The 22,860-nt window shown below is 65.7% G+C and carries 24 protein-coding genes and 1 tRNA gene; 19 read left to right on the plus strand and 6 right to left on the minus strand.

Annotated features, from left to right (window positions below; translation table 11 throughout):
* The first annotated feature begins 9 nt into the window (after positions 1-9).
* Positions 10-1,002, plus strand: a complete 993-nt coding sequence (locus tag ACY3GB_RS17190) for an SGNH/GDSL hydrolase family protein (RefSeq protein WP_463089806.1) — start codon at positions 10-12, stop codon at positions 1,000-1,002.
* A complete protein-coding gene (locus ACY3GB_RS17195) occupies positions 999-2,168 on the plus strand; it encodes an SGNH/GDSL hydrolase family protein (protein ID WP_463089807.1) in 1,170 nt (389 codons plus the stop codon). Before ACY3GB_RS17190 ends, ACY3GB_RS17195 begins: the two co-directional genes overlap by 4 nt.
* Positions 2,169-2,172: 4 nt before the next feature.
* On the opposite strand, the gene ACY3GB_RS17200 is transcribed toward ACY3GB_RS17195, so the two are convergent.
* Positions 2,173-2,988: a lysophospholipid acyltransferase family protein gene (locus ACY3GB_RS17200; protein WP_463089808.1), complete on the minus strand. Its 816-nt coding sequence runs from the start codon at positions 2,986-2,988 to the stop codon at positions 2,173-2,175.
* A gap of 45 nt (positions 2,989-3,033) precedes the next feature.
* The gene (gene mutM, locus ACY3GB_RS17205) at positions 3,034-3,846 is read right to left on the minus strand and encodes a bifunctional DNA-formamidopyrimidine glycosylase/DNA-(apurinic or apyrimidinic site) lyase (protein ID WP_463089809.1); all 813 of its coding nucleotides are present in this window, start codon (positions 3,844-3,846) and stop codon (positions 3,034-3,036) included.
* Positions 3,847-3,937: 91 nt separating this feature from the next.
* On the opposite strand from mutM, the gene ACY3GB_RS17210 reads away from it, so the two are divergent.
* The 11 genes from ACY3GB_RS17210 (at position 3,938) to ACY3GB_RS17260 (ending at position 13,236) form a co-directional block, all read left to right on the plus strand.
* Complete coding sequence (locus ACY3GB_RS17210; protein WP_463089810.1) at positions 3,938-5,686, plus strand: tetratricopeptide repeat protein; 1,749 nt, start codon at positions 3,938-3,940, stop codon at positions 5,684-5,686.
* The gene (gene lolB, locus ACY3GB_RS17215; protein ID WP_463089811.1) at positions 5,683-6,225 is read left to right on the plus strand and encodes a lipoprotein insertase outer membrane protein LolB; all 543 of its coding nucleotides are present in this window, start codon (positions 5,683-5,685) and stop codon (positions 6,223-6,225) included. Before ACY3GB_RS17210 ends, lolB begins: the two co-directional genes overlap by 4 nt.
* 56 nt (positions 6,226-6,281) lie before the next feature.
* The gene (gene ispE, locus ACY3GB_RS17220) at positions 6,282-7,136 is read left to right on the plus strand and encodes a 4-(cytidine 5'-diphospho)-2-C-methyl-D-erythritol kinase (protein ID WP_463089812.1); all 855 of its coding nucleotides are present in this window, start codon (positions 6,282-6,284) and stop codon (positions 7,134-7,136) included.
* Between the two features lie 6 nt (positions 7,137-7,142).
* Positions 7,143-7,217 (plus strand) — tRNA-Gln (locus tag ACY3GB_RS17225).
* Positions 7,218-7,306: 89 nt separating this feature from the next.
* Complete coding sequence (locus tag ACY3GB_RS17230; protein WP_021478224.1) at positions 7,307-8,290, plus strand: ribose-phosphate pyrophosphokinase; 984 nt, start codon at positions 7,307-7,309, stop codon at positions 8,288-8,290.
* A gap of 59 nt (positions 8,291-8,349) precedes the next feature.
* Positions 8,350-8,637 carry a 50S ribosomal protein L25 gene (gene rplY, locus ACY3GB_RS17235; protein ID WP_046156691.1) on the plus strand — a complete coding sequence of 96 codons (288 nt, stop codon included), beginning with the start codon at positions 8,350-8,352 and terminating at the stop codon, positions 8,635-8,637.
* A 92-nt stretch (positions 8,638-8,729) separates the two neighbouring features.
* Positions 8,730-9,311, plus strand: coding sequence for an aminoacyl-tRNA hydrolase (pth, locus tag ACY3GB_RS17240; RefSeq protein ID WP_463089813.1), 582 nt, complete (start codon positions 8,730-8,732; stop codon positions 9,309-9,311).
* 69 nt (positions 9,312-9,380) lie between these two features.
* Positions 9,381-10,472, plus strand: coding sequence for a redox-regulated ATPase YchF (ychF, locus tag ACY3GB_RS17245; RefSeq protein ID WP_463089814.1), 1,092 nt, complete (start codon positions 9,381-9,383; stop codon positions 10,470-10,472).
* A gap of 114 nt (positions 10,473-10,586) precedes the next feature.
* Positions 10,587-11,549: a GumC domain-containing protein gene (locus ACY3GB_RS17250; RefSeq protein ID WP_463089815.1), complete on the plus strand. Its 963-nt coding sequence runs from the start codon at positions 10,587-10,589 to the stop codon at positions 11,547-11,549.
* A 166-nt stretch (positions 11,550-11,715) separates the two neighbouring features.
* Entirely contained in the window at positions 11,716-12,501 is a 786-nt protein-coding gene (locus ACY3GB_RS17255) for a transporter substrate-binding domain-containing protein (protein WP_463089816.1), read from the plus strand.
* 72 nt (positions 12,502-12,573) lie between these two features.
* Positions 12,574-13,236 carry an amino acid ABC transporter permease gene (locus tag ACY3GB_RS17260; RefSeq protein WP_463089817.1) on the plus strand — a complete coding sequence of 221 codons (663 nt, stop codon included), beginning with the start codon at positions 12,574-12,576 and terminating at the stop codon, positions 13,234-13,236.
* Between the two features lie 48 nt (positions 13,237-13,284).
* Here the strand turns inward: ACY3GB_RS17260 and ACY3GB_RS17265 are convergent, their stop codons facing one another.
* Entirely contained in the window at positions 13,285-15,048 is a 1,764-nt protein-coding gene (locus ACY3GB_RS17265) for an AMP-dependent synthetase/ligase (protein ID WP_463089818.1), read from the minus strand.
* Positions 15,049-15,281: 233 nt separating this feature from the next.
* Between ACY3GB_RS17265 and ACY3GB_RS17270 the strand changes: the two genes are divergently transcribed.
* Both ACY3GB_RS17270 and ACY3GB_RS17275 read left to right on the plus strand, forming a co-directional pair.
* On the plus strand, positions 15,282-16,427 hold the full coding sequence (locus ACY3GB_RS17270) for a trans-sulfuration enzyme family protein (protein WP_463089819.1): 1,146 nt from the start codon (positions 15,282-15,284) through the stop codon (positions 16,425-16,427).
* Between the two features lie 57 nt (positions 16,428-16,484).
* Positions 16,485-17,540 carry an NAD(P)H-dependent flavin oxidoreductase gene (locus tag ACY3GB_RS17275; protein WP_463089820.1) on the plus strand — a complete coding sequence of 352 codons (1,056 nt, stop codon included), beginning with the start codon at positions 16,485-16,487 and terminating at the stop codon, positions 17,538-17,540.
* On the opposite strand, the gene ACY3GB_RS17280 is transcribed toward ACY3GB_RS17275, so the two are convergent.
* Positions 17,537-18,472 (minus strand): isoaspartyl peptidase/L-asparaginase family protein, encoded by a 936-nt coding sequence (locus ACY3GB_RS17280; RefSeq protein WP_225548536.1) that lies wholly within the window; start codon positions 18,470-18,472, stop codon positions 17,537-17,539. The genes ACY3GB_RS17275 and ACY3GB_RS17280 overlap by 4 nt on opposite strands.
* A 47-nt stretch (positions 18,473-18,519) precedes the next feature.
* Here ACY3GB_RS17280 and ACY3GB_RS17285 point away from each other — a divergent pair, with 47 nt between their 5' ends.
* Together ACY3GB_RS17285 and ACY3GB_RS17290 are read left to right on the plus strand one after the other, a co-directional pair.
* On the plus strand, positions 18,520-18,765 hold the full coding sequence (locus ACY3GB_RS17285; protein ID WP_463089821.1) for a hypothetical protein: 246 nt from the start codon (positions 18,520-18,522) through the stop codon (positions 18,763-18,765).
* Between the two features lie 34 nt (positions 18,766-18,799).
* Positions 18,800-19,591 carry a ferredoxin--NADP reductase gene (locus ACY3GB_RS17290; RefSeq protein ID WP_463089822.1) on the plus strand — a complete coding sequence of 264 codons (792 nt, stop codon included), beginning with the start codon at positions 18,800-18,802 and terminating at the stop codon, positions 19,589-19,591.
* 118 nt (positions 19,592-19,709) lie between these two features.
* Here ACY3GB_RS17290 and ACY3GB_RS17295 read toward each other — a convergent pair whose 3' ends face one another.
* A complete protein-coding gene (locus ACY3GB_RS17295) occupies positions 19,710-20,324 on the minus strand; it encodes a LysE family translocator (protein ID WP_463089823.1) in 615 nt (204 codons plus the stop codon).
* Positions 20,325-20,440: 116 nt separating this feature from the next.
* Complete coding sequence (locus ACY3GB_RS17300; protein WP_463089824.1) at positions 20,441-20,995, minus strand: GNAT family N-acetyltransferase; 555 nt, start codon at positions 20,993-20,995, stop codon at positions 20,441-20,443.
* A 131-nt stretch (positions 20,996-21,126) separates the two neighbouring features.
* Here ACY3GB_RS17300 and ACY3GB_RS17305 point away from each other — a divergent pair, with 131 nt between their 5' ends.
* Together ACY3GB_RS17305 and ACY3GB_RS17310 are read left to right on the plus strand one after the other, a co-directional pair.
* Positions 21,127-21,756, plus strand: a complete 630-nt coding sequence (locus ACY3GB_RS17305; RefSeq protein ID WP_225548541.1) for a LysE family translocator — start codon at positions 21,127-21,129, stop codon at positions 21,754-21,756.
* Positions 21,757-21,885: 129 nt separating this feature from the next.
* A complete protein-coding gene (locus ACY3GB_RS17310) occupies positions 21,886-22,809 on the plus strand; it encodes a diguanylate cyclase domain-containing protein (protein WP_463089825.1) in 924 nt (307 codons plus the stop codon).
* Positions 22,810-22,860: the final 51 nt, after the last annotated feature.

Genomic DNA, 22,860 nt, shown 5'->3' on the forward strand with positions numbered 1-22,860 from the left:
ACCCTCGCCATGCTCGCCGCCTACCCGCACCGCCGCATCCTCGTCATCCTGCTCAGCTGCATGCTGTTGCTGTTCTGGCTGGAGCAGGCCGCCGTCAACGCCTACTGGCGGCAAACCTTCCACGCGCCCAGCCTGCTGGAGCGGCTGGACGCGCTGTCGCCATGGCGCGAGGGCGGCTCGCTGGGCGGAGGGCTGCGCCGGCACAGCGAAGCGCTGCAGCAGCAAGTGGGCAGTTGGGACCGCCGCATGATAGACAGCTTGAACGCCTGCTGCCTGAAGCCGAGGCCGGCGCCGGCCGCTGCGGCGGCCAAGGTCGCGGCGCCCAAGCCGCAGGCGTCGGCTGCCGCGGCCGTCAAAGCGGTGGATTCGCGCCTGCTGCTGCAAGAGGGGCTGCCGGTGCTGCTGGCCGGCGATTCGATGATGCAGGGCGTGGCGCTGCATCTATTGCCGCCGCTGTTCCGGCAGCACCAGGTTAAGGCGATCGACATTAGCAAGCAGAGCACCGGCCTCACCTATCCAGACTTCTTCAACTGGCCGGCGACGGTGGAGCGCCAGCTGGCGGCCAATCCTAAAGCGCAGTTGCTGGTGATGTTCGTCGGCGCCAACGATACCTGGGACATGGTCAACGGCAATCATTACATCCGCTTCGCGTCTCCAGATTGGGAGCAGCGCTACCGCGAGCGGATACGCAGCATTCTCGCCAGCGCCGGCAAGCGCAAGGTGAAGGTGCTGTGGCTGGGCCTGCCCAATATGAGCCGCGACAAGATGAACGACGGCGTGCATTACCTGAACCGCCTGTACCGGGAGGAAGTGGCGGCCGGCGGCGGGCGCTTCATCTCCACCCGCGAGGCGCTGGGCAGCCAGGACGACCGCTTCAATAAATTCATGACATTGCCCGGCCAGGGCGAGGTGGCGGTGCGCGCCGCCGACGGCGTGCATTTCACCCGTCAGGGCCAGCTGCTGCTGGCGCGCCGCGTGCTGGCGGAATTGAGGTTCGAATGACATTCAAGGCAATCGCGCGCGCGTCGCGCTGGATGATGGCGGCCGCTTTGGCGGCCCAGGCGCAGGCCGCTCCGGTGCAAGACTTCGGCGAGCCCAACCTGGCCCGCCTGGCCGCCCGCTTCAACCTGCAGGGCGACGCCCAGCCGCCGGTGCGCGTGATCCAGTTCGGGGACTCCCACACCGCCGCCGACTACTTCAGCGGCCAATTGCGCGCCAGGCTGCAGGCACGTTACGGCGACGCCGGCATAGGCTGGCTGCCGCCGGTCAACGTGCCGGGACAGCGCAACGCGCTGGCCTATATGCGTAGCGAAGGCTGGACCCTGCGTAACAGCCGCCGCGACGCCGATTCCGATTTTCCGCTGGGGGGCTACGTCGGCATCGCCCAGCGGGCCGGAGCGTCCATCACCGTGCATCCGCGCACCGAGGACAATGGCTTGTGGCGAGTGCGGATCTGGCTGCGGCAGAGCGCGGACGGGCAGGGGCTGATCGTAGACGACGGCAGCGGCCCGCGGCGGGCGCAGGTGGCCGCGGGCGCCGGCTGGCAGCGGGTGGAAATGAAGCTGAAGCTGCCGTTCACCTTGCGCGCGGACAGCCTGCCGGCGCCGGAGGTGGGCGGCTATGAGCTGGAAAAGCTCGCGCCCGGCGTGGTGCTCGATACCGTCGGCAGGAATGGCGCGGAGCTGGCCTTGTGGCGCGGCTGGGGCGGCGGCTGGGGCCGGCAGCTGGCGGCGCGGGAAGCCGATCTGGTGATTCTGGCCTACGGCACCAATGAGGCTTTCGATCCCAAGTTGGATCTGGACGAATACCGCGCCATATTGCAGGGCGCGGTCAGCCTGGTGCGCAGCCAATTGCCGCAGGCGGCCATCCTGCTGCTGGGCGCGCCCGATTCGGCGCGAAGCAAGGGTGGGACGGTCAGCCGCGAGTGCGCGCCGGGCCCGCAGCGGCCGCTGCTGTTGAGCGCGGTGCAGCAGGCGCAGCGCCAGTTGGCGCGCGACAATCATTTGCTGTACTGGGACTGGCAGCAGGCGATGGGCGGGCCGTGCAGCATGCGGACGTGGCGGCAGCAGCAGCTGGGCCGCCCGGACATGGTTCATTTTACCGCGCCCGGCTATACCCGGCTGGGCGACGATCTCTACGAAGGCCTGAGCCAGCGGCTGGCGCGCTGAGCGCTCAGGCGCCGGTTTCCGCGGCCGGCGCCGGTTGCGGCTGCGCTTCCAGCGACAGCCGCAGGCCGCGGGCCACCTCGCTGCGGGCCTGTTCGGCCAGCAGGAAGCGGTTGTCCAGACCGGCGTCGCCGGCCTTCAGCGGCTGGCCGTAGCTGATCTCCACCTCGATCTGCGGCACGCTCAACACCTTGCCTATGCTCTGCAGCAGCGAGATGTCGTCGATGTAGGCGGCCTCGCGCAGCAGGCTGCCGTCCGGCCGCTGGTAGCGCAGCGATACCGGCTGCACGGTGCCGCCTGCCAGCAGCGCGGCCTCGAACAGCGACGCCTTGAACGGCAGCAGGCCGCTGCCGTCGGAGGTGGTGGATTCGGGGAACACCGCCATGCAGCCGCCGTTTCGCATCGCCTCGGCCAGGATTTGGTTGACGCGACTGGCGTCGCGGCGGTTGCCGCGGTCGATGAACAGCGTGCCGGCCACATAGGCCAGCCAGCCTATCAGTGGCCACTTGCGGATCTCGCGCTTGGCGACGAAGCGCGACACGGTGCAGCTGTTCAGCGCCACGATGTCCAGCCAGGACACGTGGTTGGCGACCAGCAGGGTATTGGGCGGATAAAAGCCCGGATTGACGCCCTGCACCTTGATGCTGACGCCGAGTATCTTCAGCGCGTGCTGCGCCCAGCGGCGGGTGACCACCGCGCGTTCGGCCTGGGCCAGCCTGGAATAGCGGGTGGCGACGATGAAAACGCCGACGGCCAGATGGCCGAGCAGCCGCAAGACGCGGCCGCAGCGGGTGGCGAATGAAGTGGTGGCGTGTGACTTCAAGATCGTTACGGTTTCAAGTCTGAGGGATGACAGGCCGCCACTCTATCACGGCTGGCACAGCGGGCAATAGTAAGTGCTGCGCTGACCCTGGCGGATTTGGCGTATGGGGGTGCCGCAGCGCCGGCACGGCTCTTCCTGGCGGTTGTACACCATATAGCTTTGCTGGAAGTAGCCGGGCTTGCCCTCGCTGTCGACGAAATCGCGCAGCGTGCTGCCGCCGGCGTCGATCGCGCGCCGCAGCACCGCCTTGATTTCGGCCGCCAAGCGGTCGCAATCCGGACGGGACAGATCGCAGGCCGGACGCGACGGCGAGATGCCGGCGTGGAACAGCGATTCGTTGGCATAGATGTTGCCGACGCCGACCACCACGTGGTTGTCCATGATCGCCAGCTTGATCGGGCTGCCGCGGCGGCGGATGGCCTGGAACAGCGCTTCGCCGCCGAAGGCGTCGGACAGCGGCTCCGGCCCCAGCGCCTTCAGCAGCGGATGCAGCTCGAGCGGGCCGATGTGCCACAGCACGGCGCCGAAGCGGCGCGGATCGCGGAAGCGCAGCACCTGGTCGCCCAGCAGCAGGTCCAGGTGGTCGTGCTTTTGCGGCGGCGAGCCGGCCGGCATCACCCTCAGGCTGCCGGACATGCCCAGGTGGATCAGCAGGGTGCCGCTCTCGCATTCCAGCAGCAGGTATTTGGCGCGGCGGCGCACGGCCAGCACTTTTTCGCCGGCGACGCGCTCCGCCAGATCGGGCGGGACTGGCCAGCGCAAACTGGGGTTGCGGACGACGGCGCCGCGCAGGATGCGGCCTGCTAGATGCGGCTCTACGCCGCGGCGGGTGGTTTCGACTTCGGGCAATTCGGGCATGGTCGGGCTGCGATTCGGTAAATGGTGCAAAGATGAAAAGCGGACATGCTATTCTACGCGTTCAACAGGCTTTGAGCAGGCAACTTAATCCATGCGAATGAAACCGCTGAAACGATCCCTCCCGTTGCTGCTGGCGCTGCTGCTGTCGGCCTGCGCCGGCGTCAAGCCACCGGCGTCGGCGCCCGCTCAGCCCGAAACGAAACCGGCGGCCGCGGCCGAGCCGGACGAGGCCAATCTGCCCAAGGTCGAGCTGTCGCCCGAAATCCTCTATGGCGTGCTGGCCGGCGAAATCGCCGCCCGCCGCGGCGCGGCCGGCTCCGCCGGGCTCACCTATCTCGATCTGGCGCGAGAGACCCGCGATCCGCGGATGGCCCAGCGCGCCGCCGAATTCTGCCTGCTGTCCGGCCAGTTGAAGCCGGCGACCGAGGCGCTGCAGCTGTGGATAGCGCTGGACCCCAATTCCCTGCCGGCGCGCGAGCAGCTGTTCATCACGCTGATGCGCGGCGGCAAGCTGGCGGAAAGCAAACCCTTGATCGAAGAGCTGCTGCGGCTGGAGCCGCAGCGCGCGCCCGCGATCTTCGTGCAGTTGGCTAGGTTGAGCGCCAGGCAGGACGGCGGCTCGGCGCCGTCTTACCGCCTGGTGGAGGAGCTGGCCGATCGCTACCCCGATCTGCCGGAGGCCCGCTTCGCGGTGCTCGCCGCCGCCGCCGACAATAATGACCAGGCCGCGGTGGATCGCGAGTTCGACCGCCTGGCGCGGATCGCGCCGAAATGGGACCTGCCGGTGGCGTGGCAGGTGGACAGGCTGCGCCGCAAAGACATCAACGCGGCGGCCGAATTCCTGCAGCGCGAGCTGGCGCGCCGGCCCGACGCCGGGCTGGAGCTGCAGAGCGCCTATCCGCGCCTGCTGGTCGGCGCCAAGCGTTTCCCGGAAGCGCGCGCCGCGTTCGAAGCCTTGCTGAAGACGCATCCGGACAATGCCGACTTGCTGTACGCGACTGGCCTGCTGGCCTACCAGATGCGCGATCTGAAAACCGCCGACGACCGGCTGCAGCACGCGTTGGCCAGCCAGTATCCGGAACAGGACTTCGTCCGCTACACGCTGGGCCAGATCGCGGAGGACAGCCGCGATGCCGAGCGCGCCGGAAACTGGTACCGCCAGGTCGGCCCCGGCCAGCAATACCTGCCCGCGCAATCCCGGCTGGCGATACTCGAGGCCGGGGATGATCATCTGGAAGACGCGCTGGCGCGTCTGAACGGCCTGGGCGGCAACGATCAGGAAAAGGTCTCGGTGGCCTTGCTACAGTCGCAGCTGGCGCGCGAGGCCAAGCAGCCGCGCCGCGCTTACGAGGTGCTGACCCAGGCGCTGCAGCGGCAGCCGCGTTCGACCGAGCTGTTGTACGAGCGCTCGCTGGTGTCCGACATGCTGGGCAACACCGGCAATTCCGAGCGCGATCTGAAGCAGATCTTGAAGGACAAACCCGGCGACGCCCAGGCCTTGAACGCGCTCGGCTACACGCTGGCCAACCGGACCACGCGCTACCAGGAAGCCTATGGCTACATCGAAAAGGCGCTGAAGGCGGAACCGGGCAATCCGGTGATCCAGGACAGCCTGGGCTGGGTGCAGTACAAGCTGGGCCGGCTGGACGCCGCGCGGCGCAATCTGGAGAAAGCCTACGCCGCGATGCCGGATCCGGAAGTGGCGGCGCATCTGGGCGAAGTGCTGTGGAAGCAGGGCCGGCGCGACGAGGCCATGGCGGTATGGAGCAAGGAATTGGCGCAGCATCCCGGCCATGAGGTGATCACTGAGGCGATGCGCCGCTTGGGGGCCAAGCCGTGATCCGGCGCGCGCTGCTGCTGTCGTCGGCGCTGCTGCTGGCCGGCTGCGCCAACGAGGCCTTGTTCCGTCCCAAGCCGTCGCTGGAAGCGGCGGCCGACGCGCCGTTCAGCGTCAGCGGCCGCCTGTCGGCCAATCTGGACGGCAAGGGCCACGTAGCCAATTTCGACTGGCGGCACCAGCCGCCGCGCGATGAAGTGGCGATCAACTCGCCGCTGGGCAACACCGTGGCCAAGGTGCTGCGCGATCCCGGCGGCGTGACGCTGCTGGCCGACGGCAAAAGCTGGCAGGCCGACGACGTGGAAAGCCTGACCCGGCAGGTTATGGGGTGGCCGCTGCCGCTGTCCAATCTGGTGTGGTGGATACGCGGCCTGCCGGCGCCTGGCCTGGAAAGCCGCGTCGACGCCGACGGCAATCTGGAGCAGCAGGGCTGGCATATTCGCTTCGTCCGCGACGCGGACGTCGAGGCCGATCATCCCAAGCGGGTGGAAATGCAGCGCGAAGGCCTGACCGTCAAGGTGGTGGTGCAGAGCTGGCAGTAAGCCGCCCGCCCGCGCGCTCCGAATTAAGCATTATTCAGATACAGAACAAGATAGACATGCGGCATCCGTTTCACACCTATCCGGCTCCGGCCAAGCTCAACCTGCTGTTGCACGTGGTCGGCAAACGGCCTGATGGCTACCATTTGCTGGAGACGGTGTTCCGTTTCATCGATTTCGGCGACACGTTGCGCTTGGCCGTCCGCGACGACGACGCGATCGAGCTCTTGACGCCGACCGACGGCGTGCCGCCGGAGCAGGATCTGACCGTGAGCGCGGCCCGGCTGCTGCAGCGGGAAAGCGGTTGCCGGCTTGGCGTCAGCATCGAGCTGGAAAAGCGCACGCCGATGGGCGGCGGCCTGGGCGGCGGCAGTTCCGACGCCGCCACCGTGCTGATCGCGCTGAACCGGCTGTGGGGGCTGGGCTGGCCGCGTGAGAGGCTGCAGGCGCTGGGCTTGAAACTGGGAGCCGACGTGCCGGTCTTCATCTTCGGCCGCAATGCGTTGGCCACCGGGGTCGGAGAGGTGTTGGAGCCCCTTTCTTTGAAGCCTGCCTGGTATTTGGTAATTCACCCACAGGTTCATGTGCCGACGGCCGAGATATTCCGGAATTTTTCGCAAAGCATGTTGACAGAGGTAGGTCGCCTCGGCATAATGCGAATCCTCGAAACAACGCAGCAGCGCAGAAATGACCTGCAAAGCGTTGTAGAGAAAAGATTTCCAGCGGTGAATGAAGTACTGAGCGAGTTAAGAAAATATGGTTCGCCGCTGATGACCGGTTCCGGTGCTTGTGTGTTTCTGGAATTCGAGTCGAAAGACGAAGCCGATAAAGTTTACCGAGTGTTGTCGGAAAAATATCAGGGATTTGTAGCGGAAGGGCTAAGTGTCCACCCCCTGTTCGACAGCGCTGAATAAGGTTACTGGGGAGTCGCCAAGTGGTAAGGCACCGGATTTTGATTCCGGCATTCGTAGGTTCGATCCCTACCTCCCCAGCCAGGACTTTCTCCGAATAAGAGAGAGCATGAAAAAAGCGTGTAAGAGAGCCTTACACGCTTTTTCTTTATCCAGCTAAGGCAAAGCGAATCATGGCGGCATACGACAGTTTGATGGTATTTACCGGTACGGCTAATCCGGAACTTGCTCAGAACGTAGTCAAACATTTGGATATTTCGTTGGGACGCGCCGATGTCGGCAAGTTCAGCGATGGCGAAGTGGCGGTGGAGCTGCTGGAGAATGTTCGCGGCCGCGACGTTTTCATTCTGCAATCCACCTGTGCGCCGACCAACGACAACCTGATGGAGATCCTGACCATGGCCGATGCGCTAAAACGCGCGTCCGCCGGCCGGATCACCGCGGCGATTCCCTATTTCGGCTACGCCCGCCAGGATCGCCGCCCGCGCTCCGCCCGCGTGCCGATCTCGGCCAAGCTGGTGGCGAATATGCTGACCAGCGCCGGCATCGACCGCGTTCTCACCGTCGATCTGCACGCCGACCAGATTCAAGGCTTCTTCGACATCCCGGTGGATAACGTCTACGCGACGCCGGTGCTGCTGAAGGATATCCGCGCCCAGCGCTTCGACGATCTGATCGTGGTCAGCCCGGATGTGGGCGGCGTGGTCCGCGCCCGCGCGGTGGCCAAGGCGCTGAACACGGACTTGGCGATCATCGACAAGCGCCGTCCGAAGGCCAATGTGGCCGAAGTGATGAACATCATCGGCGACGTGTCGGGCCGCACCTGCCTGATCGTCGACGACATGATCGACACCGCCAACACGCTGTGCAAGGCGGCCAGCGCTCTGAAGGAGCGCGGCGCCGAACGCGTGCTGGCTTATGCGACCCACCCGATTTTCTCCGGTCAGGCGGTGGACCGCATCAAGAATTCCGACATCGATATGGTGGTGGTGACCGACACCATCCCGTTGACCGCCGCGGCCAAGGCCTGCCCGAACATCCGGGTGGCTTCGATCGCCGGCCTGCTGGCCGAGACGCTGCGCAGGATCAACAATGAAGAATCGGTGTCCTACCTCTTCAATGAGGAACTGGTTGCGACGGGCGCTTGCCTGCCGTAAACATCTGGCCTGCTGGTCGCGGCGGGCCGGGTGCTTTTAACTGAAACTGGAGTTTTACAATGTCTTTTGAACTGATTGCTAGCAAGCGTGTTGATCTGGGTACGGGTGCGAGCCGCCGCCTGCGTCACGCTGGCCAAGTGCCGGCCGTGGTTTACGGCGCCGGCAAGGAAGCCGTTTCCCTGGTGCTGGATCACAACACCATGTACTACGCGCTGAAGAACGAAGGCTTCCACGCTTCCGTGCTGGATCTGGTCATCGACGGCCAGAAAGAGCAAGTGAAAGTGGCTGCGTTCCAGATGCACCCGTACAAACAGCAAGTGATGCACATCGACTTCGCTCGTGTGTGATTTCTGCTGCCGTCGCCGCTCGCGGTGACGGTGAAAAGCCCGTTGTGCGCCCAGGTGGCGGGCAGCGGGCTTTTTTCATTGGAATGAGCGATATGTCTGGCATCCGCCTGATTGTCGGCCTGGGCAACCCGGGCCCCGAATACGAAAAGACGCGCCATAACGCCGGTTTCTGGCTGGTGGACGAGCTGTGCTGGCAGTTCAAGGGCAACTGGCGCACCGAAGGCAAGTTCCATGGCGACGTCGCCAGGATCCAGATCGAAGGACAGGACGTCTGGCTGTTGAAGCCGATGACCTACATGAACCTGTCCGGCCAGGCTGTGCTGGCGCTGGCGCATTTCTACAAGATACTGCCGGACGAGATCCTGATCGTGCATGACGAACTGGACCTCGCGCCCGGCGTCGCCCGCTTCAAGCAGGGCGGCGGCCATGGCGGCCATAATGGTTTGAAGGACATCGCGGCGCGGCTGGGCTCGCAGGCCTTCTGGCGTCTCCGGCTTGGCATCGGCCATCCGGGTGACAAGAAGGAAGTGGCCAACTTCGTGCTGAAAAAGCCGCGCGCCGAGGAGCAGCAGGCGCTGGACGAGGCCATCCTGTCGTCCCTGCGCGAGCTGCCGCGTGCGATCGCCGGCAAGATGGCCGAGGCGATGAAGGCGCTGCACACCGAAGCCAAATGATTGCGGACTGGCGGTCCGACGGTCCGCCGCCATAATGGATTGAAATAGAATTTCTTTAGGAAGACAGCAATGAGTCTGAAATGCGGTATCGTCGGCTTGCCCAACGTCGGCAAGTCCACCCTGTTCAATGCCTTGACCAAGGCCGGCATCGAAGCCGCCAACTACCCGTTCTGCACCATCGAGCCCAATGTCGGCATCGTCGAAGTGCCGGATGCGCGGCTGGCTGAACTGGCCAAGATCATTAATCCGCAGAAGATCCAGCCGGCCATCGTCGAATTCGTCGACATCGCCGGCCTGGTGGCGGGCGCCTCCAAGGGCGAAGGTCTGGGCAACCAGTTCCTGGCCAATATCCGCGAGACCGACGCCATCGTCAACGTGGTGCGTTGCTTCGATGACGACAATATCGTGCACGTGGCAGGCAAGGTTGACCCGATCGCCGACATCGAGACCATCCTCACCGAACTGGCGCTGGCCGACCTGTCCGCGGTGGAAAAAGCGATGCAGCGCGAAGGCAAGAAGGCCAAAGCCGGCGACAAGGACGCGCGCGCGCTGATCGCCGTGCTGGAAAAGCTGGTGCCGCACCTGGACCAGGGCAAGCCGGCCCGTTCGCTGGGCCTGTCCGACGAGGACAAGGCGCTGATCAAGCCGCTGTGCCTGCTGACCATCAAGCCGGCGATGTACGTGGCCAACGTGGCCGAAGACGGCTTCAGCGACAATCCGCTGCTGGCCAAGGTGGAAGAGTACGCCGCCAAGGAAGGCGCGCCGGTCGTCGCGCTGTGCGCGGCCATCGAATCCGAGATCGCCGAGCTGGAAGACGCCGACAAAGCCGAGTTCCTGGAAACGCTGGGCCTGGAGGAGCCGGGCCTGGATCGCCTGATCCGCGCCGGCTACAAGCTGTTGGGCCTGCAGACCTACTTTACCGCCGGCGTCAAGGAAGTGCGCGCCTGGACCATCCATGTCGGCGACACCGCGCCGCAAGCGGCTGGCGTGATCCATACCGATTTCGAGCGCGGCTTTATCCGCGCGCAAACCATCTCTTACACTGACTTCATCGGCTACGGCGGCGAGGCCAAGGCCAAGGAAGCCGGCAAGATGCGCGCCGAAGGCAAGGAATACGTGGTGCAGGACGGCGATGTGATGAACTTCTTGTTCAACGTCTAAGCAACTCTTCTGAAGCGGGTGGTGGCGAGTCGCCGCCACTTTTGCTATAAGGGCTTGTTTTGCTAATCAAATTGATTTGTGTTGCCAGTGTTGTCGGAGACTTGGGGTGCAGTGGTGAAGCGCGAAGAAGATGAAATCAGTTTTTTGCAGGTTGCGCAGTTCTGTTTGGCGAATTGGCGTTTACTGTTATCCGGTTGCGTTCTGTTCGGCATGCTGGGGCTGGCTTGGTCATTGAGTATGCCGAATGTTTTTTCGGCAAAGACCCAGTTGCTGATTGCTGAGCCGCTTGGAGCGAAAGGAGGGGCCGCGCTGCTGCAGAGCGATCCCGTGTTGAAGCGCGCGGTGGAAAAGTTCGGCCTGGCGGCGCGTTACAAGCGCGACAGCGAAGGCGAAGCCAAGCTGGCATTATTGAATGACCACATGAAAGTCAGCGTGGCAAAGGATCAGCCGTTGGAGATCATGGTGACGGACACGGATCCAGCTATGGCGGCGCGCATAGCCAACTACTTGGCTGATCTCTGCCGTCAGCAGATACTGGGCGCGCATATCACAGAGCAGAGCCGCAAGCTTTATGTGCTGCAAGGGCGATTGGCGACTTCCCGGGAGCGCTTGAAGCAGGCGGAGAAAGAGGTGCGAGCGGATATTCAGAGCGGCCGCTTGAAGCTGGATTCGACTGCGGTTCAAATGGTAAGCGGCTTCGCCAGTCTGGAAGGCATGCTTGCCGCCGGTGATACCAACAATCTCGATAGCGCGCTGATGCAGATCAAGATGGAGTTGGCCAAGGCCAGCGGTGAAGTGGTGGCCTTGCCGCCGGATTTGTTCACCGAAGTTCGGGACCTGTACTACCATCGCGCGCTGACTCAGGAATTGGCGAGACAGGTGCAACAGGCGGAGCTGGTGGCGTCGCAGGATGTGCAAGTGTTGGTTGAAGCGACTCCGCCTCTGATGAAGTCTGCGCCCAAGCGCAGTGTGATCGTGTTCGTCGCAGGCTTGATCGGCTTGGCGATTGCCACGCTGCTGGCGCTCGTCTTGCAATGGCGCCGCTCGGGGCGCCTGGTCCTGTCTCCTGGAAAATGAACGATTGGTTGGCTTGAACCACAGCCCCGCGGCTTTGCCGGCGGGGCTGTTTGCTTTGAGAGCGGGACTGGCGCGGCGGCGGGTTGAGCTTGTGCAATATGTGGTTTTATTGATATTCTCCATAGAATTGTTTTTTGAATTGTATATTTCAAAAGGTTATATTGATATGAAGAAGTTGATGCTCGCTCTGATGGCTGCCGCAATCGGCAATCTCGCTTTCGCGGCGGACCTGCTGGACACGGTCAAGCAGCGCGGCACGCTGAAGATCGCGCTGGAGGGCACTTATCCGCCGTTCAACTTCAAGGACGCCAGACAGCAGCTGACCGGTTTCGACGTCGAGATCGCCACCGAGATCGCGCGCCGGATGAAGGTGAAGCCGGAGTTCGCCACCGCCGAGTGGAGCGGCCTGCTGGCCGGCCTGCAAAGCGGCAAGTTCGACATCGTCGTCAACCAGGTGGGCGTGACCGCGCAGCGCCAGGCGGTGTTCGATTTCAGCCAGCCTTACACCTACTCCAGCGCCCAGCTGATCGTGCGCAGGAACGAGAGCCGCGACTTCAAGAACCTGGCCGACCTGAAGGGCAGGAAGCTCGGCGTCGGCCAGGGCAGCAACTACGCCGACATGGCCAAGGCGGCCGCCGGCGTGCAGGTGAAGACCTATCCCGGCGCGCCGGAATACCTGCAGGACCTGGCCACCGGCCGCCTGGACGCGGCGCTGAACGACAGTCTGCTGATCCCGTTCGCGATCAAGCAGGCCAAGCTGCCGCTGAAGGCCGGCGCTCCGGTGGGCGACGTGGCGACGATGGCGATTCCGTTCGCCAAGGGCAATCCGCAATTCAAGTCCGAGATCGACAAGGCCCTGGGCGGCATGAAGGCCGATGGCACCTTCCGGAAGATTTCGGTGAAGTGGTTCGGCATCGACGTGTCCAAGGCGCCTGCCGCGGCGAAGAAATAAGCCGGTTTGTGATAGCATGAACCGCACGCCCCTGCTTCCGCGGGGGCGTCGGCTTTTCAGGGAAGGGATGGAATGAGCGATTGGATGGCTCTGTTCGAGGCGGCGCTGCCGGTGCTGCTGCAGGGCGCGGCGCATACGCTGCTGTTCGCGCTGGTGGCGATGGTGCTGGGCCTGGCGCTGGGTTTCGCGGTGGCGATGGTCCGGGTGGCGAAGCTGCCGGTGTTGTCGCAGCTGGCGTCGTTCTATGTCAGCGCGATGCGCGGCACGCCGCTCCTGGTGCAGATTTTCGTCATCTATTATGGTTTGCCGGGCGTGGGCCTGGAGCTGGACCCGGTGCCGGCCGGCGTGCTGGCCCTGACGCTGAACGTGGCGGCCTATCTGTCGGAAAGCCTGCGCGGCGGCATCGCCGGCGTGGCCAAGGGGCAGTGGGACGCGGCCTTCTCGCTGGGTTTCACCTGGTGGCAGACGATGCGCCACATCATCGCGCCGCAGGCGCTGCGCTTGTCGGTGCCCAGCTTGTCCAACAGCCTGATCTCGCTGATCAAGGACACCTCGCTGGTATCGGTGATCACCGTCACCGAGCTGATGCTGGCGACGAAAGAGGTGATCGCCCAGACCTTCCAGCCGCTGCCGCTGTACCTGGCCGCCGCCGCCATCTATTGGCTGCTCAGCGCCTTGTTCGAGCGCGTGCAGCGTCATGTGGAAAACCGCCTGAACCTGGCGCACCAGCGCTGAGCGTGACGGCTGGCATAGGAAAAAGCCCCGCGATGCGGGGCTTTTCGTTTACGCCGGCTCCGGCATGCCGTACATGCCGTCTATCAAGGCGCGGCAGCGCTCAGTGATCACCTTGCGGCGCAGCTTCAAGGTCGGCGCCAGCTCGCCGGCGTCCACGCACCACGGCTTGTCCAGCAGCGAGAACTTCTTGATGTGCTCCCAGCTGCCGAAGTAGCGGTTGAAGCGCTTCACCTCGCGGTCGATCAGCTCCACCACCTTGGGGTGGCGGCTCATCTCGCAGTCGGTGGTGTAGGAGATGCCGTGCTCGGCGCACCATTCCTTCAGCTTCTCGAACAGCGGCACGATCAGCGCGGCCGCGTACTTCTGGCCGTCGCCCACCACCATGATCTGGTCGATGAAGGCCGACTCCTTCAGCTTGTTCTCCAGCGCCTGCGGCGCGATGTACTTGCCGTTGCTGGTCTTGAACATTTCCTTCTTGCGGTCGGTGATGCGCAGGTAGCCGTTTTCCAGCACGCCGATGTCGCCGGTATGCAGCCAGCCGTCGCGCAGCGCGTCCGCGGTCTGTTCCGGCTCCTTGTAGTAGCCGGACATCACGTTGTCGCCGCGCACCAGGATCTCGCCGTCGTCGGCCAGGCGCACTTCGACGCCGGGCAGGGGCAGGCCGACGCTGCCGATGCGCACGCCGCGGGCGGTGAAAGGATTGGCGGAGATCACCGGCGAGCTCTCGGTCATGCCGTAGCCCTCTGCCACGGCGATGCCGGCGGCCCAGAACATCCGCGCCAGCCGCGGCTGCAGCGCGGCGGAGCCGACGTTGATGGAGATCAGCTCGCCGCCCATCGCCGCGCGCCATTTGCTGTACACCAGCTTGTCGGCCAGCGCGTGCTGGATCGCGTCCAGCGGCGAGCGGCGGCGGTTGGGGTCGAAGCGCTCGGCGCGGGCCAGCGCCCATTGATAGATGCGGCGCTTGGCGCCGGTCAGGTCGCGCGCCTTGCCCACCAGCTTCTCGTGCACCTTCTCCAGCACGCGCGGCACGGAGCTGAAGGTGTGCGGCTTGACGTCGGCCAGCGCCGACGACAGGCATTCCACGCTGGCGAAATAGATGCCGGTGCCGCTGTACAGGTAATAGAACACGCCGGCGCGCTCGAAGATGTGCGACAGCGGCAGGAAGCTCAGCGCGCGGCAGCGGCCCTGCGGCAGGCCGGTGAAGGCGGCGGTGGCCACCACGGTGCTCAGCACGTTGCGATGGCTCAGCATCACGCCCTTGGAGCGGCCGGTGGTGCCGGAGGTGTAGATGATGGTATAGACGTCGTCGGCGCGCGTGGCGTCGCGCAGCGCGTCCAGCTCGGCCATCCGCTCCAGGCGCGCGCGCTCGGCGATCTCGCGCCAGGATGGCGCGCCGTCGATGTCGGCCAGGCCGTAGATCGGGCAGGACAGCCTGCCCAATGCCTCGTGCAGTTTTCGTTGCAATGCAGCACTGCCGGCGAAAGCCAGCTTGACCTCGGCATGCGCCAGGATATAGCGTGCATCATCGAGGGTGATGGTGGGGTACAGCGGCACGCTGACCGCGCCGATTTGTTGCAGCGCGATATCCACCAGCACCCATTCGATGCTGTTGTCGGCGGCGATGGCCACCTTGTCTCCGCGCTGGATGCCCATTTCCATCAGGCCCAGGCTGACGCGGTTGACGGTGTCCCGGACCTCGGCCGTCGACAATTGCCGCCAGGCCTTGCCGGATTTCGCCGCCAGGCAGTCCGGGCGCGGATGGTTGGCCAGCTGATGGGACAAGATGTCAAAAACGCGTTCTAGCTTCATGCAAACGATGGTTTTAATGCGAAACGCAGCAAAATAGCCCTATTGGCCGCCGCTGTAAAGTAAAAAACGGCGCTAGCTTGGCGAAAATCAGGACAATTTGCCGATATTTGCTCGCAATTGACCTGAAATTTTGGCATCGTGATGAAATGAGCATGGCAAATGCATGATTTGCAAGGGGTTAGGGTTTGATTGTCGGGCAATTTGGCCCAAGCTCATGATTTAGAGGGATTTTCGTGAAATTTGCTACCCGCGCCATCCATGTCGGCTACGACAATGCCGAACACAACCGCTCGGTGATGCCGCCGCTGTACCAGACCTCGGCCTTCGCCTTCGACCATGTCGGCGAAGATTTGCGCTACGCCTACGCCCGCACCGGCAATCCCACCCGCAGCGCGCTGCAGGACTGCCTGGCCAGTCTGGAGGAAGCCAGGCACGGCCTGGCGTTCTCCAGCGGCATGGCGGCGATAGACGCGGTGCTGCGCGCCTGCCTGAAGCCCGGCGACGAGGTGATCGCGGTGGCCGACCTTTACGGCGGCGCTTACCGCTTGCTGACCCGGGTGATGCAGCCGGCGGGCATCAAGGTGAGCTTTGTCGACCTGTCCGACCCGGCGCGGATGGAGGCGGCGATCACGCCGGCCACGCGGCTGCTGTGGCTGGAGTCGCCGACCAACCCCTTGCTGGGCATGGCCGACATCGCCGCGCTGTCGGCCATCGCCCGCCGCCATGGCGTGAAAGTGGCGGTGGACAATACCTTCGCCACGCCCTACCTGCAGCAGCCGCTGCTGCTCGGCGCCGACATCGTCGTGCATTCGGCCACCAAATACCTGGGCGGGCACTCCGACGTGCTGCTGGGCCTGGTGGCGGTCAGCGACGACAAGCTATACCACGACATCCGCTTTCTGCAGAACGCCGCCGGCGCGGTGCCCGGGCCGCAGGACTGCTTCCTGACGCTGCGCGGCATCAAGACGTTGGCGTTGCGCATGGAGCGCCATTGCGACAGCGCGGAGAAGGTGGCGGCCTGGCTGCTGGAGCAAGCGGCGGTGGCCAAGGTGTTTTACCCCGGCCTGCCCGAGAATCCGGGGCATGAGCTGGCGAAGCGGCAGATGAGGCGTTTCGGCGGCATCATCAGCATCCAGTTGCAGGACAACAGCCGGGAGGCGGCCAGCCGCGTCGCGCAGAAGCTGAAGCTGTTCGCGCTGGCGGAGTCGCTGGGCGGCGTGGAGTCGCTGGTCAACCACAGCTACACGATGTCCCATGGCGGCATGCCGGCCGAGCAGAAGGCGGCGCTGGGCATCGTCGAGGGCGGTTTGCGGCTGTCGATAGGCATCGAGGACCTGGACGATATTCTGGAGGATTTGACGCAGGCGCTGCGCGATTGATCGAACCGGGCGCGGGGCACGGACAGCTGGCGAGACCCTAGAACAAGGAGAATACGGATGTCTGCAGCGAGATGGCAGCACTTGCAACTGAAGTTGCCGGTGATACAGGCGCCGATGGCCGGCGGCGCGACCACGCCGCAGCTGGCGGCCGCGGTGGGCGAGGCGGGTGGGCTGGGTTTTCTGGCCGGCGCGCTGCTGTCCCCGGCGCAGATCAGGAAAGAGGCGGACAAGATCCGCGCCTTGAGCGACAAGCCGTTCGGGATCAACCTGTTCGTCCAGGGGCGGCCGCAGCCCAGTCCGGATGAGTTGGCGCTGGCGCTGGACCTGCTCAAGCCCTGGCACGCCGAGCTGGGCCTGGCGGCGCCCGCCGCGCCGGACAGCTTCTGCCAGCCTTTCGACCAGCAACTGGAGACGGTGCTGGAGCTGAAGCCGGCGGTGGCCAGCTTTGCCTTCGGCATTCTGGACGCGGCGCAGATGCGCGCGCTGCGCGACGCCGGCATCCTGGTGGTCGGCACCGCCACCAATCTGGCCGAGGGCCTGGCCTGGGCCGCGCTGGGCGCGGACGCGGTGTGCGCGCAGGGGCGCGAGGCCGGCGGCCACCGCGGCACCTTCATCGGCGAGCAGCGGCAGTCGCTGCGGCCGATGCTGTCGCTGGCGTACGAGCTGGCGCAGAACCTGCCGCTGCCGGTGATCGCCGCCGGCGGCATCATGCACGGCCGCGACATCGCGGCGGCGATGCGGCATGGAGCCGTCGCCTGCCAGTTGGGCACCGCTTTCCTGCGTTGCCCGGAGTCCGGCATCTCTCAGTTGTGGAAACAGGCGCTGGCGACGGCGAAGCCGGGGTCCACCCGGCTGACCCGGGCGTTTTCCGGCCGCTATGCGCGCGGCCTGGACAACCGCTACATGGCAGAGATGGCGCCGTGGCAGGACCGACTGCCCGCCTATCCGGTGATGAACGCGCTCACCGGTGCGATGCGCGCCGCCGCCGCCAAGGCCGGCCGCAGCGAGCTGATGTCGCTGTGGGCGGGAGAGGGCGTCGCCGACGCACGAGAACTGCCGGCGGCGGAGCTGATCGCCCAGCTGCAGGCGGAATGGCAGGCCGCCTACCGCTAGTCTTCGCCGCGGTAGATGGCGACGGTGCGCAAGCCCGCGCCGTCTATCGCCGCCCGGTACATCCCCTCGCAATTGAATGGCAGCGCCACCCGGCCGTAGCGGTCGACGGCGACCACGCCGCCGGTGCCGCCCATGGTCAGCAACTGGCCGTAGACCACGGCGTCGCAGGCTTGGGCCAGGGTTTCGTCCAGGTGGCGGACCCGGGCCGAGATCTCGTGCCCGGCGGCGGCGCGGACGAAGTATTCGCCGTGGCCGGTGGCCGACACCGCGCAATGGGCGTCGGCCCAGGTGCCGGCGCCGATCACCGGCGTGTCGCCGATGCGGCCCGGCCATTTGGCGGTGCGGCCGCCGGTGGAGGTGGCCGCCGCCAGCCGGCCTTGCGCGTCCAGCGCCACCGCGCCGACGGTGCCGTGCTTGCGGTCCTCGGAGATGTCCTCGTCCGAGCCGCCGTTGGCCAGTCTTTCCTTTTCCGCCAGCAGCGCCTGCCAGCGTTTGTCGGTGTGGAAGTATTCCGGTGGCCGCATTTCCAACCCTTCCCGGCGGGCGAACTCCTCCGCCGCCGCATACCCCAGCGTCACGTGGGGAGTGCGCTCCATCACCGCGCGGGCCAGCAGCACCGGGTTGCGCACGCCGGAAAGGCCGGCGACGCTGCCGGCGTCCTGGCGGCTGCCGTCCATCACGCCGGCCTCCATTTCCTGTTTGCCGTCCAGATTGAACACCGAGCCGCGGCCGGCGTTGAACAGCGGATCGTCCTCCAGCGCGCAGACGGCCGCGCACACCGCGTCCAGCGCCGAGCCGCCGCCGCGCAGCACCGCGTGGCCGGCCTCCAAAGCCTGTTCCAGGCCGGCGCGGTAGGCGCGCTCCAGTTCGGCGTCCATGTCGCTGCGGCGCAGGGTGCCGGCGCCGCCGTGCAAGGCGAGGGCGATGGTCATGTGTCGATCTCCAAGGTGGCGGGTGGACTGTTAGCATGAGGCTTTTGATGGGAGTTCGCCAGCGATGCGCAGCGAAGACGATGGGCGTGGCCGGCTTGCCGTTGCGCCCATTGGGCGAGATGCGGCTGGATGGCGAGCGCTGCGCGCTGTGCGAGGCCCCGCTGCCCGAGTCCTGGCGGCTGGGGCCGGAGGCGGCGGAACTGCTGCCCACGCCGTCGCAGGCCTTGCGGAAGCAGGCCTTGCATCCGCAACTGGCGGACTGGCTTGGCAAGCGGGGAGCGGCGGGAGCATAATTGTCGAGTAAATTACTCAACAATTGGAGTGAAGATGGACGCCGCGCTGGAAGCCGAGATTCAACAGAAATACACCGTTGAAACCATCACCGACATGAAGCGCTGGACCGACAAGCTGATCAGCTTCCGGCTGACGCGGCCCGACGGCTTCCGCTTCGCGGCCGGCCAGTTCGCCCGGCTGGGCCTGCCGCTGGAGAACGGCGGCCAGGTGTGGCGCGCGTATTCGATGTGCTCGGCCGAGTACGACGAGTTCCTGGATTTCTATTCCATCGTGGTCCCGGACGGGCTGTTCAGCTCCCGGCTCGCCAAGTTGCAGCCGGGCGGCGAGGTGATGCTGGACAAGCGGGCGATGGGCTTTTTCCAGGCCGAACGGCTGCCGGCCGGCAAGGACTTGTGGCTGATCGCCACCGGCACCGGCATCGCGCCCTACCTGTCCATCCTGAAGCAGCCTGGTGAGTGGCAGCGCTTCGAGCGCATCGTGCTGGCGCATTGCGTGCGCGAGGCGGCGGAGCTGTCGTTCCAGGACGAAATAGCCGCGCTGCGCGGCCATCCGCTGTGGCATGAGCATGGCCACAAGCTGCAATACCTGCCGGTGGTCACGCGCAATGCGCCCGAGGGCATGCTGAGCCAGCGCGTGCCGGCCTTGCTGGAAAGCGGCGAGCTGGCGGCACGCGCCGGCATCGAGATGTCGCCGGAGCACAGCCGCTTCATGCTGTGCGGCAACCCGAAGATGGTGGAGGACACCCACCGCCAGCTGATGAAGATGGGCTACCGGATGACCCGGCAGAACGCGCCGGGCCATATCGTGCTGGAAAACGGCTGGTAAGCGCTGGGCGCCGCCGACAAAATCCCCAGATGCCGCGTTGCGCCGACTTGCCGTACTGATTGCACTGCCTGAGTCGGCGCGCCTTGCCTCAGGCGCTTCGCTGGGTTTTGCCAGCGGCTTAACGGTTGGAGGCGGCCAGCAGGCTGCCGAACACGAGGAAGCTGGCGCCGCTGGCCTTGTTGATCAGATGGCCGCCGCGCTCGTTGTCCAGCCAGCGCCGCAGCGAGTGGGCCAGCAAGGCGTAAGCGCTGTGGATCAGCACCAGCAAAGCGCTGTAGCTGCTGACCAGCAGCAGGAAGTCGCTGGTGTAATGGGCGCTGCCGGCGGCGATGAACTGCGGGAAGATGGCCAGGAAGAAAAAGATGGACTTGGGATTGCTCAACTGCAGCAGCATGCCGCCGGCGAATTGCCGCCACGGCCCGGTCCGTTCGGCTTCAGGCGCGTCGAAACGGAAGGCCGGCGCGCGCAGCAGCTTGATCCCCAGGTAGAACAGATAGCCGGCGCCCAGCCACTTCAATGCTGTGAAAGCCAGCGCGGAAGTGGCCAGCAGCAGGCCCAGGCCGGTGGCTGACAGCGCGGCGACGATGAAGCTGCCGCCGGCGACGCCGAGTATGCCGGGCAGGCTGCCCCTGAGGCCGAAACGCAGCGCGTTGCCCAGCGAGTTGAGGACGCCGGGGCCGGGCGTCAGGATGGCGAGGCTGGCCATCAGCAGGAACAACGGATAGTGGTGCATCGGGTTTCTCCCAAGAGCCGCAAATAGAAATCCTGATGCCGCGTTGCGCCGACTGGCCGTACTGTCTGCGTCGGCGCGCCCTGCCTCAGGCATGAAACAGCATTTTGTCAGCCGCGCTAAGCCGCGGCCAGCGCGCTTTCCTCGCGCAGCAGCGACAGATTGATCAGGTCCTGGTAGCGGCCCAGCCAGAAGCCGGCCTGGCGGGCGCGGCCTTCCGTCTTGAAGTCCAGCCGTTCCAGCAGCTTCAGCGAAGCCAGATTGTCAGGGTGCACCTGGGCTTCTATCCGGTTCAGCTCCATATGCGTGAAGCCCCAGGCCAGCGCGGCGCGCAGCGCCTCGCTCATCAGGCCTTGCCCCTGCAGGCCGCGCGCCAGTTCATAGCCGAGCGTGCAGCAGCGCCAGCCCGGGTTCCATTTGAACAGGCCGAGGCTGCCGATCAGGGGGCCGCCTTCGCGCAGGGCCAGTCCCCAGCGGACGCCGGGCGCGGGCAGGTTTCGCCAGCCGGCGAACTTCTCCACCATCTGCCGGGCCTGCTCCAGCGTGGCCAGCGGATCGGTGCCGTACCAGCGCATCGCGTCGGCGTCGCCGTGGATGCCCAGCAGCGCCGGCGCGTCGTCCAGCGTGATTTCGCGCAGCGCCAGCCGCGGGGTATGCAGGATGGGGAAGTCCATTCATTCTCCTGGTCAGGACAAATAGGTATACCCTAAACGCCGCCGCTCTTCAAACCTGGACGCGCGGCTGTTCGCGTCCGGATGATGCCGGTATGATGAATGCCTTCGTCACCGACAACGGAGCCCCGCGCATGCCCACCCTGTCCACCCTGCTGTTGTTCTCCCTCGCCTGTCTCGCGCTGGCCGCCACGCCTGGCCCGGACATGCTGCTGATCGCCAGCCGCAGCGCGGGACAGGGGCTGCGCGCCGGCTTCGCCACGCTGTTCGGCATCCAGATCGGCACCTATTGCCACGCCTTGCTGGCGGCGCTGGGCCTGGCCCAGCTGTTCGTGCTGGTGCCGGTGGCCTACGACGCGGTGCGCATCGCCGGCGCCGCCTATCTGCTGTACCTGGCCTGGACCACCTTGCGCAGCAAGAGCGTGCTGCGCGCGGCCGCGCCCGGCGCCGACGGCAAGCCGTTGGCGCGCATCGCGCTGCAGGGGCTGACCACCAATCTGCTCAATCCCAAGATGGCGCTGTTCGTGCTGGCGCTGTTTCCGCAGTTCGTCGAGCCGCAGGCCGGCCCGGTGGCGCTGCAGATCATGCTGCTGGCCACGGTGCTGAACGCGGTCGCTTTCTGCGTCAACGCGCTGGTGATCGTCGCCAGCAGCCGCATGGGCCGCATGCTGGCGGGAGGCGGCGGCGGACGCTGGCCGCAGTATCTGCTGGCGACGGTATTCGGCGGCCTGGCCTTGCGCCTGCTGGCGGCGGGGCAGAAGTGAACGGGGAGGGTCCGGGCGACGGCGCTTAATCCCGCCCCGGTTTTGCTCTACCATGGCTTATGACCGCCGTCCGCAATGGGCGGCGGCGGGCCGATGTCCATCGGCCCGGGTGCCGCCGGATGCCAGTGTATGAAGCCTGCCGAAGAAGACCAAGACATCGCCTTCCGCCTGATGTCGCTGCAACGGGATTGTCCGCTGCTGATCTCCCTGTTCGACGAGCGCGATTGCCTGCGCTACGCCAACCCGGCTTTTTGCGCGGCGCTGGGCGTGGCGCCGGACGAGCGCATCAGCTGGGAGCGGATGATGCGGCGCAATTATCAAAATCGCCAGGGCACGCAGATCCAGACCCGGGATTTCGAATCCTGGCTGGCCTCGGCGAAATCGCGCCGCGCCAAGCTGCCGTTCCGCGCCTTCGAAACCGATCTGGCCGACGGCCGCTGGATCTGGATGACCGAGACCACGCAGTCGGGCGGCTGGATGCTGTGCGTCGGCAGCGAGATCACCGAGCTGCGCGTCGGCGAGCGCGAGCTTCGGCAGGCGCGCGACATGGCGCAGCGCGCGGCGCTGACCGATCCCTTGACCGGCATCGGCAACCGCGGCCATATCCTGCAGCAGATGGACGGCCTGGTGGAGCAATACCATGGCGGCGCCTGCCAGGCGGCCGCGGTGGCCATCCTGGACCTGGACAATTTCAAGCTGATCAACGACCTGAAAGGCCATCTGGCCGGCGACGCGGTGCTGCGCGATTTCGCGCATAGGCTGCAGCCCTTGCTGAAGCCGCACGACAGCCTGGGGCGGCTGGGCGGGGAGGAGTTTCTGCTGCTGTTGCCGGGCAGCGGTCTGGAACAGGCGGAGGCCCTGATCCGGACGATTCTGGCCGATGTGCAGTCGTCGCGGCCGCTGGCGGATGATCCGGGGTTTTCCTACACCTGTTCGATCGGGATGTCGCTGCTGCGCGCCGGCGATGATCTGTCGGCGCCGCTGGGGCGGGCGGACGAAGCCTTGTATCAAGCCAAGGCCGGCGGCCGCAACACCTGGCGCGTGCGGCTGTAAGGCGTTCGGGCATGAAAAAAGGCGGGATCGCTCCCGCCTTTGTCGTTTCCG

The organism is Chromobacterium sp. Ag138, assembly GCF_055181315.1.

Bases quoted from the DNA above. Each gene is read 5' to 3' on its own strand.
- ACY3GB_RS17190 (WP_463089806.1), top strand. From the start codon at position 10: ATGCTCGCCGCCTACCCGCACCGCCGCATCCTCGTCATCCTGCTCAGC.
- ACY3GB_RS17195 (WP_463089807.1), top strand. From the start codon at position 999: ATGACATTCAAGGCAATCGCGCGCGCGTCGCGCTGGATGATGGCGGCC.
- mutM (WP_463089809.1), bottom strand. From the start codon at position 3,846: ATGCCCGAATTGCCCGAAGTCGAAACCACCCGCCGCGGCGTAGAGCCG.
- ACY3GB_RS17210 (WP_463089810.1), top strand. From the start codon at position 3,938: ATGCGAATGAAACCGCTGAAACGATCCCTCCCGTTGCTGCTGGCGCTG.
- ispE (WP_463089812.1), top strand. From the start codon at position 6,282: ATGCGGCATCCGTTTCACACCTATCCGGCTCCGGCCAAGCTCAACCTG.
- ACY3GB_RS17230 (WP_021478224.1), top strand. From the start codon at position 7,307: ATGGCGGCATACGACAGTTTGATGGTATTTACCGGTACGGCTAATCCG.
- rplY (WP_046156691.1), top strand. From the start codon at position 8,350: ATGTCTTTTGAACTGATTGCTAGCAAGCGTGTTGATCTGGGTACGGGT.
- pth (WP_463089813.1), top strand. From the start codon at position 8,730: ATGTCTGGCATCCGCCTGATTGTCGGCCTGGGCAACCCGGGCCCCGAA.
- ychF (WP_463089814.1), top strand. From the start codon at position 9,381: ATGAGTCTGAAATGCGGTATCGTCGGCTTGCCCAACGTCGGCAAGTCC.
- ACY3GB_RS17255 (WP_463089816.1), top strand. From the start codon at position 11,716: ATGAAGAAGTTGATGCTCGCTCTGATGGCTGCCGCAATCGGCAATCTC.
- ACY3GB_RS17260 (WP_463089817.1), top strand. From the start codon at position 12,574: ATGAGCGATTGGATGGCTCTGTTCGAGGCGGCGCTGCCGGTGCTGCTG.
- ACY3GB_RS17265 (WP_463089818.1), bottom strand. From the start codon at position 15,048: ATGAAGCTAGAACGCGTTTTTGACATCTTGTCCCATCAGCTGGCCAAC.
- ACY3GB_RS17275 (WP_463089820.1), top strand. From the start codon at position 16,485: ATGTCTGCAGCGAGATGGCAGCACTTGCAACTGAAGTTGCCGGTGATA.
- ACY3GB_RS17280 (WP_225548536.1), bottom strand. From the start codon at position 18,472: ATGACCATCGCCCTCGCCTTGCACGGCGGCGCCGGCACCCTGCGCCGC.
- ACY3GB_RS17285 (WP_463089821.1), top strand. From the start codon at position 18,520: ATGGGAGTTCGCCAGCGATGCGCAGCGAAGACGATGGGCGTGGCCGGC.
- ACY3GB_RS17290 (WP_463089822.1), top strand. From the start codon at position 18,800: ATGGACGCCGCGCTGGAAGCCGAGATTCAACAGAAATACACCGTTGAA.
- ACY3GB_RS17295 (WP_463089823.1), bottom strand. From the start codon at position 20,324: ATGCACCACTATCCGTTGTTCCTGCTGATGGCCAGCCTCGCCATCCTG.
- ACY3GB_RS17300 (WP_463089824.1), bottom strand. From the start codon at position 20,995: ATGGACTTCCCCATCCTGCATACCCCGCGGCTGGCGCTGCGCGAAATC.
- ACY3GB_RS17305 (WP_225548541.1), top strand. From the start codon at position 21,127: ATGCCCACCCTGTCCACCCTGCTGTTGTTCTCCCTCGCCTGTCTCGCG.
- ACY3GB_RS17310 (WP_463089825.1), top strand. From the start codon at position 21,886: ATGAAGCCTGCCGAAGAAGACCAAGACATCGCCTTCCGCCTGATGTCG.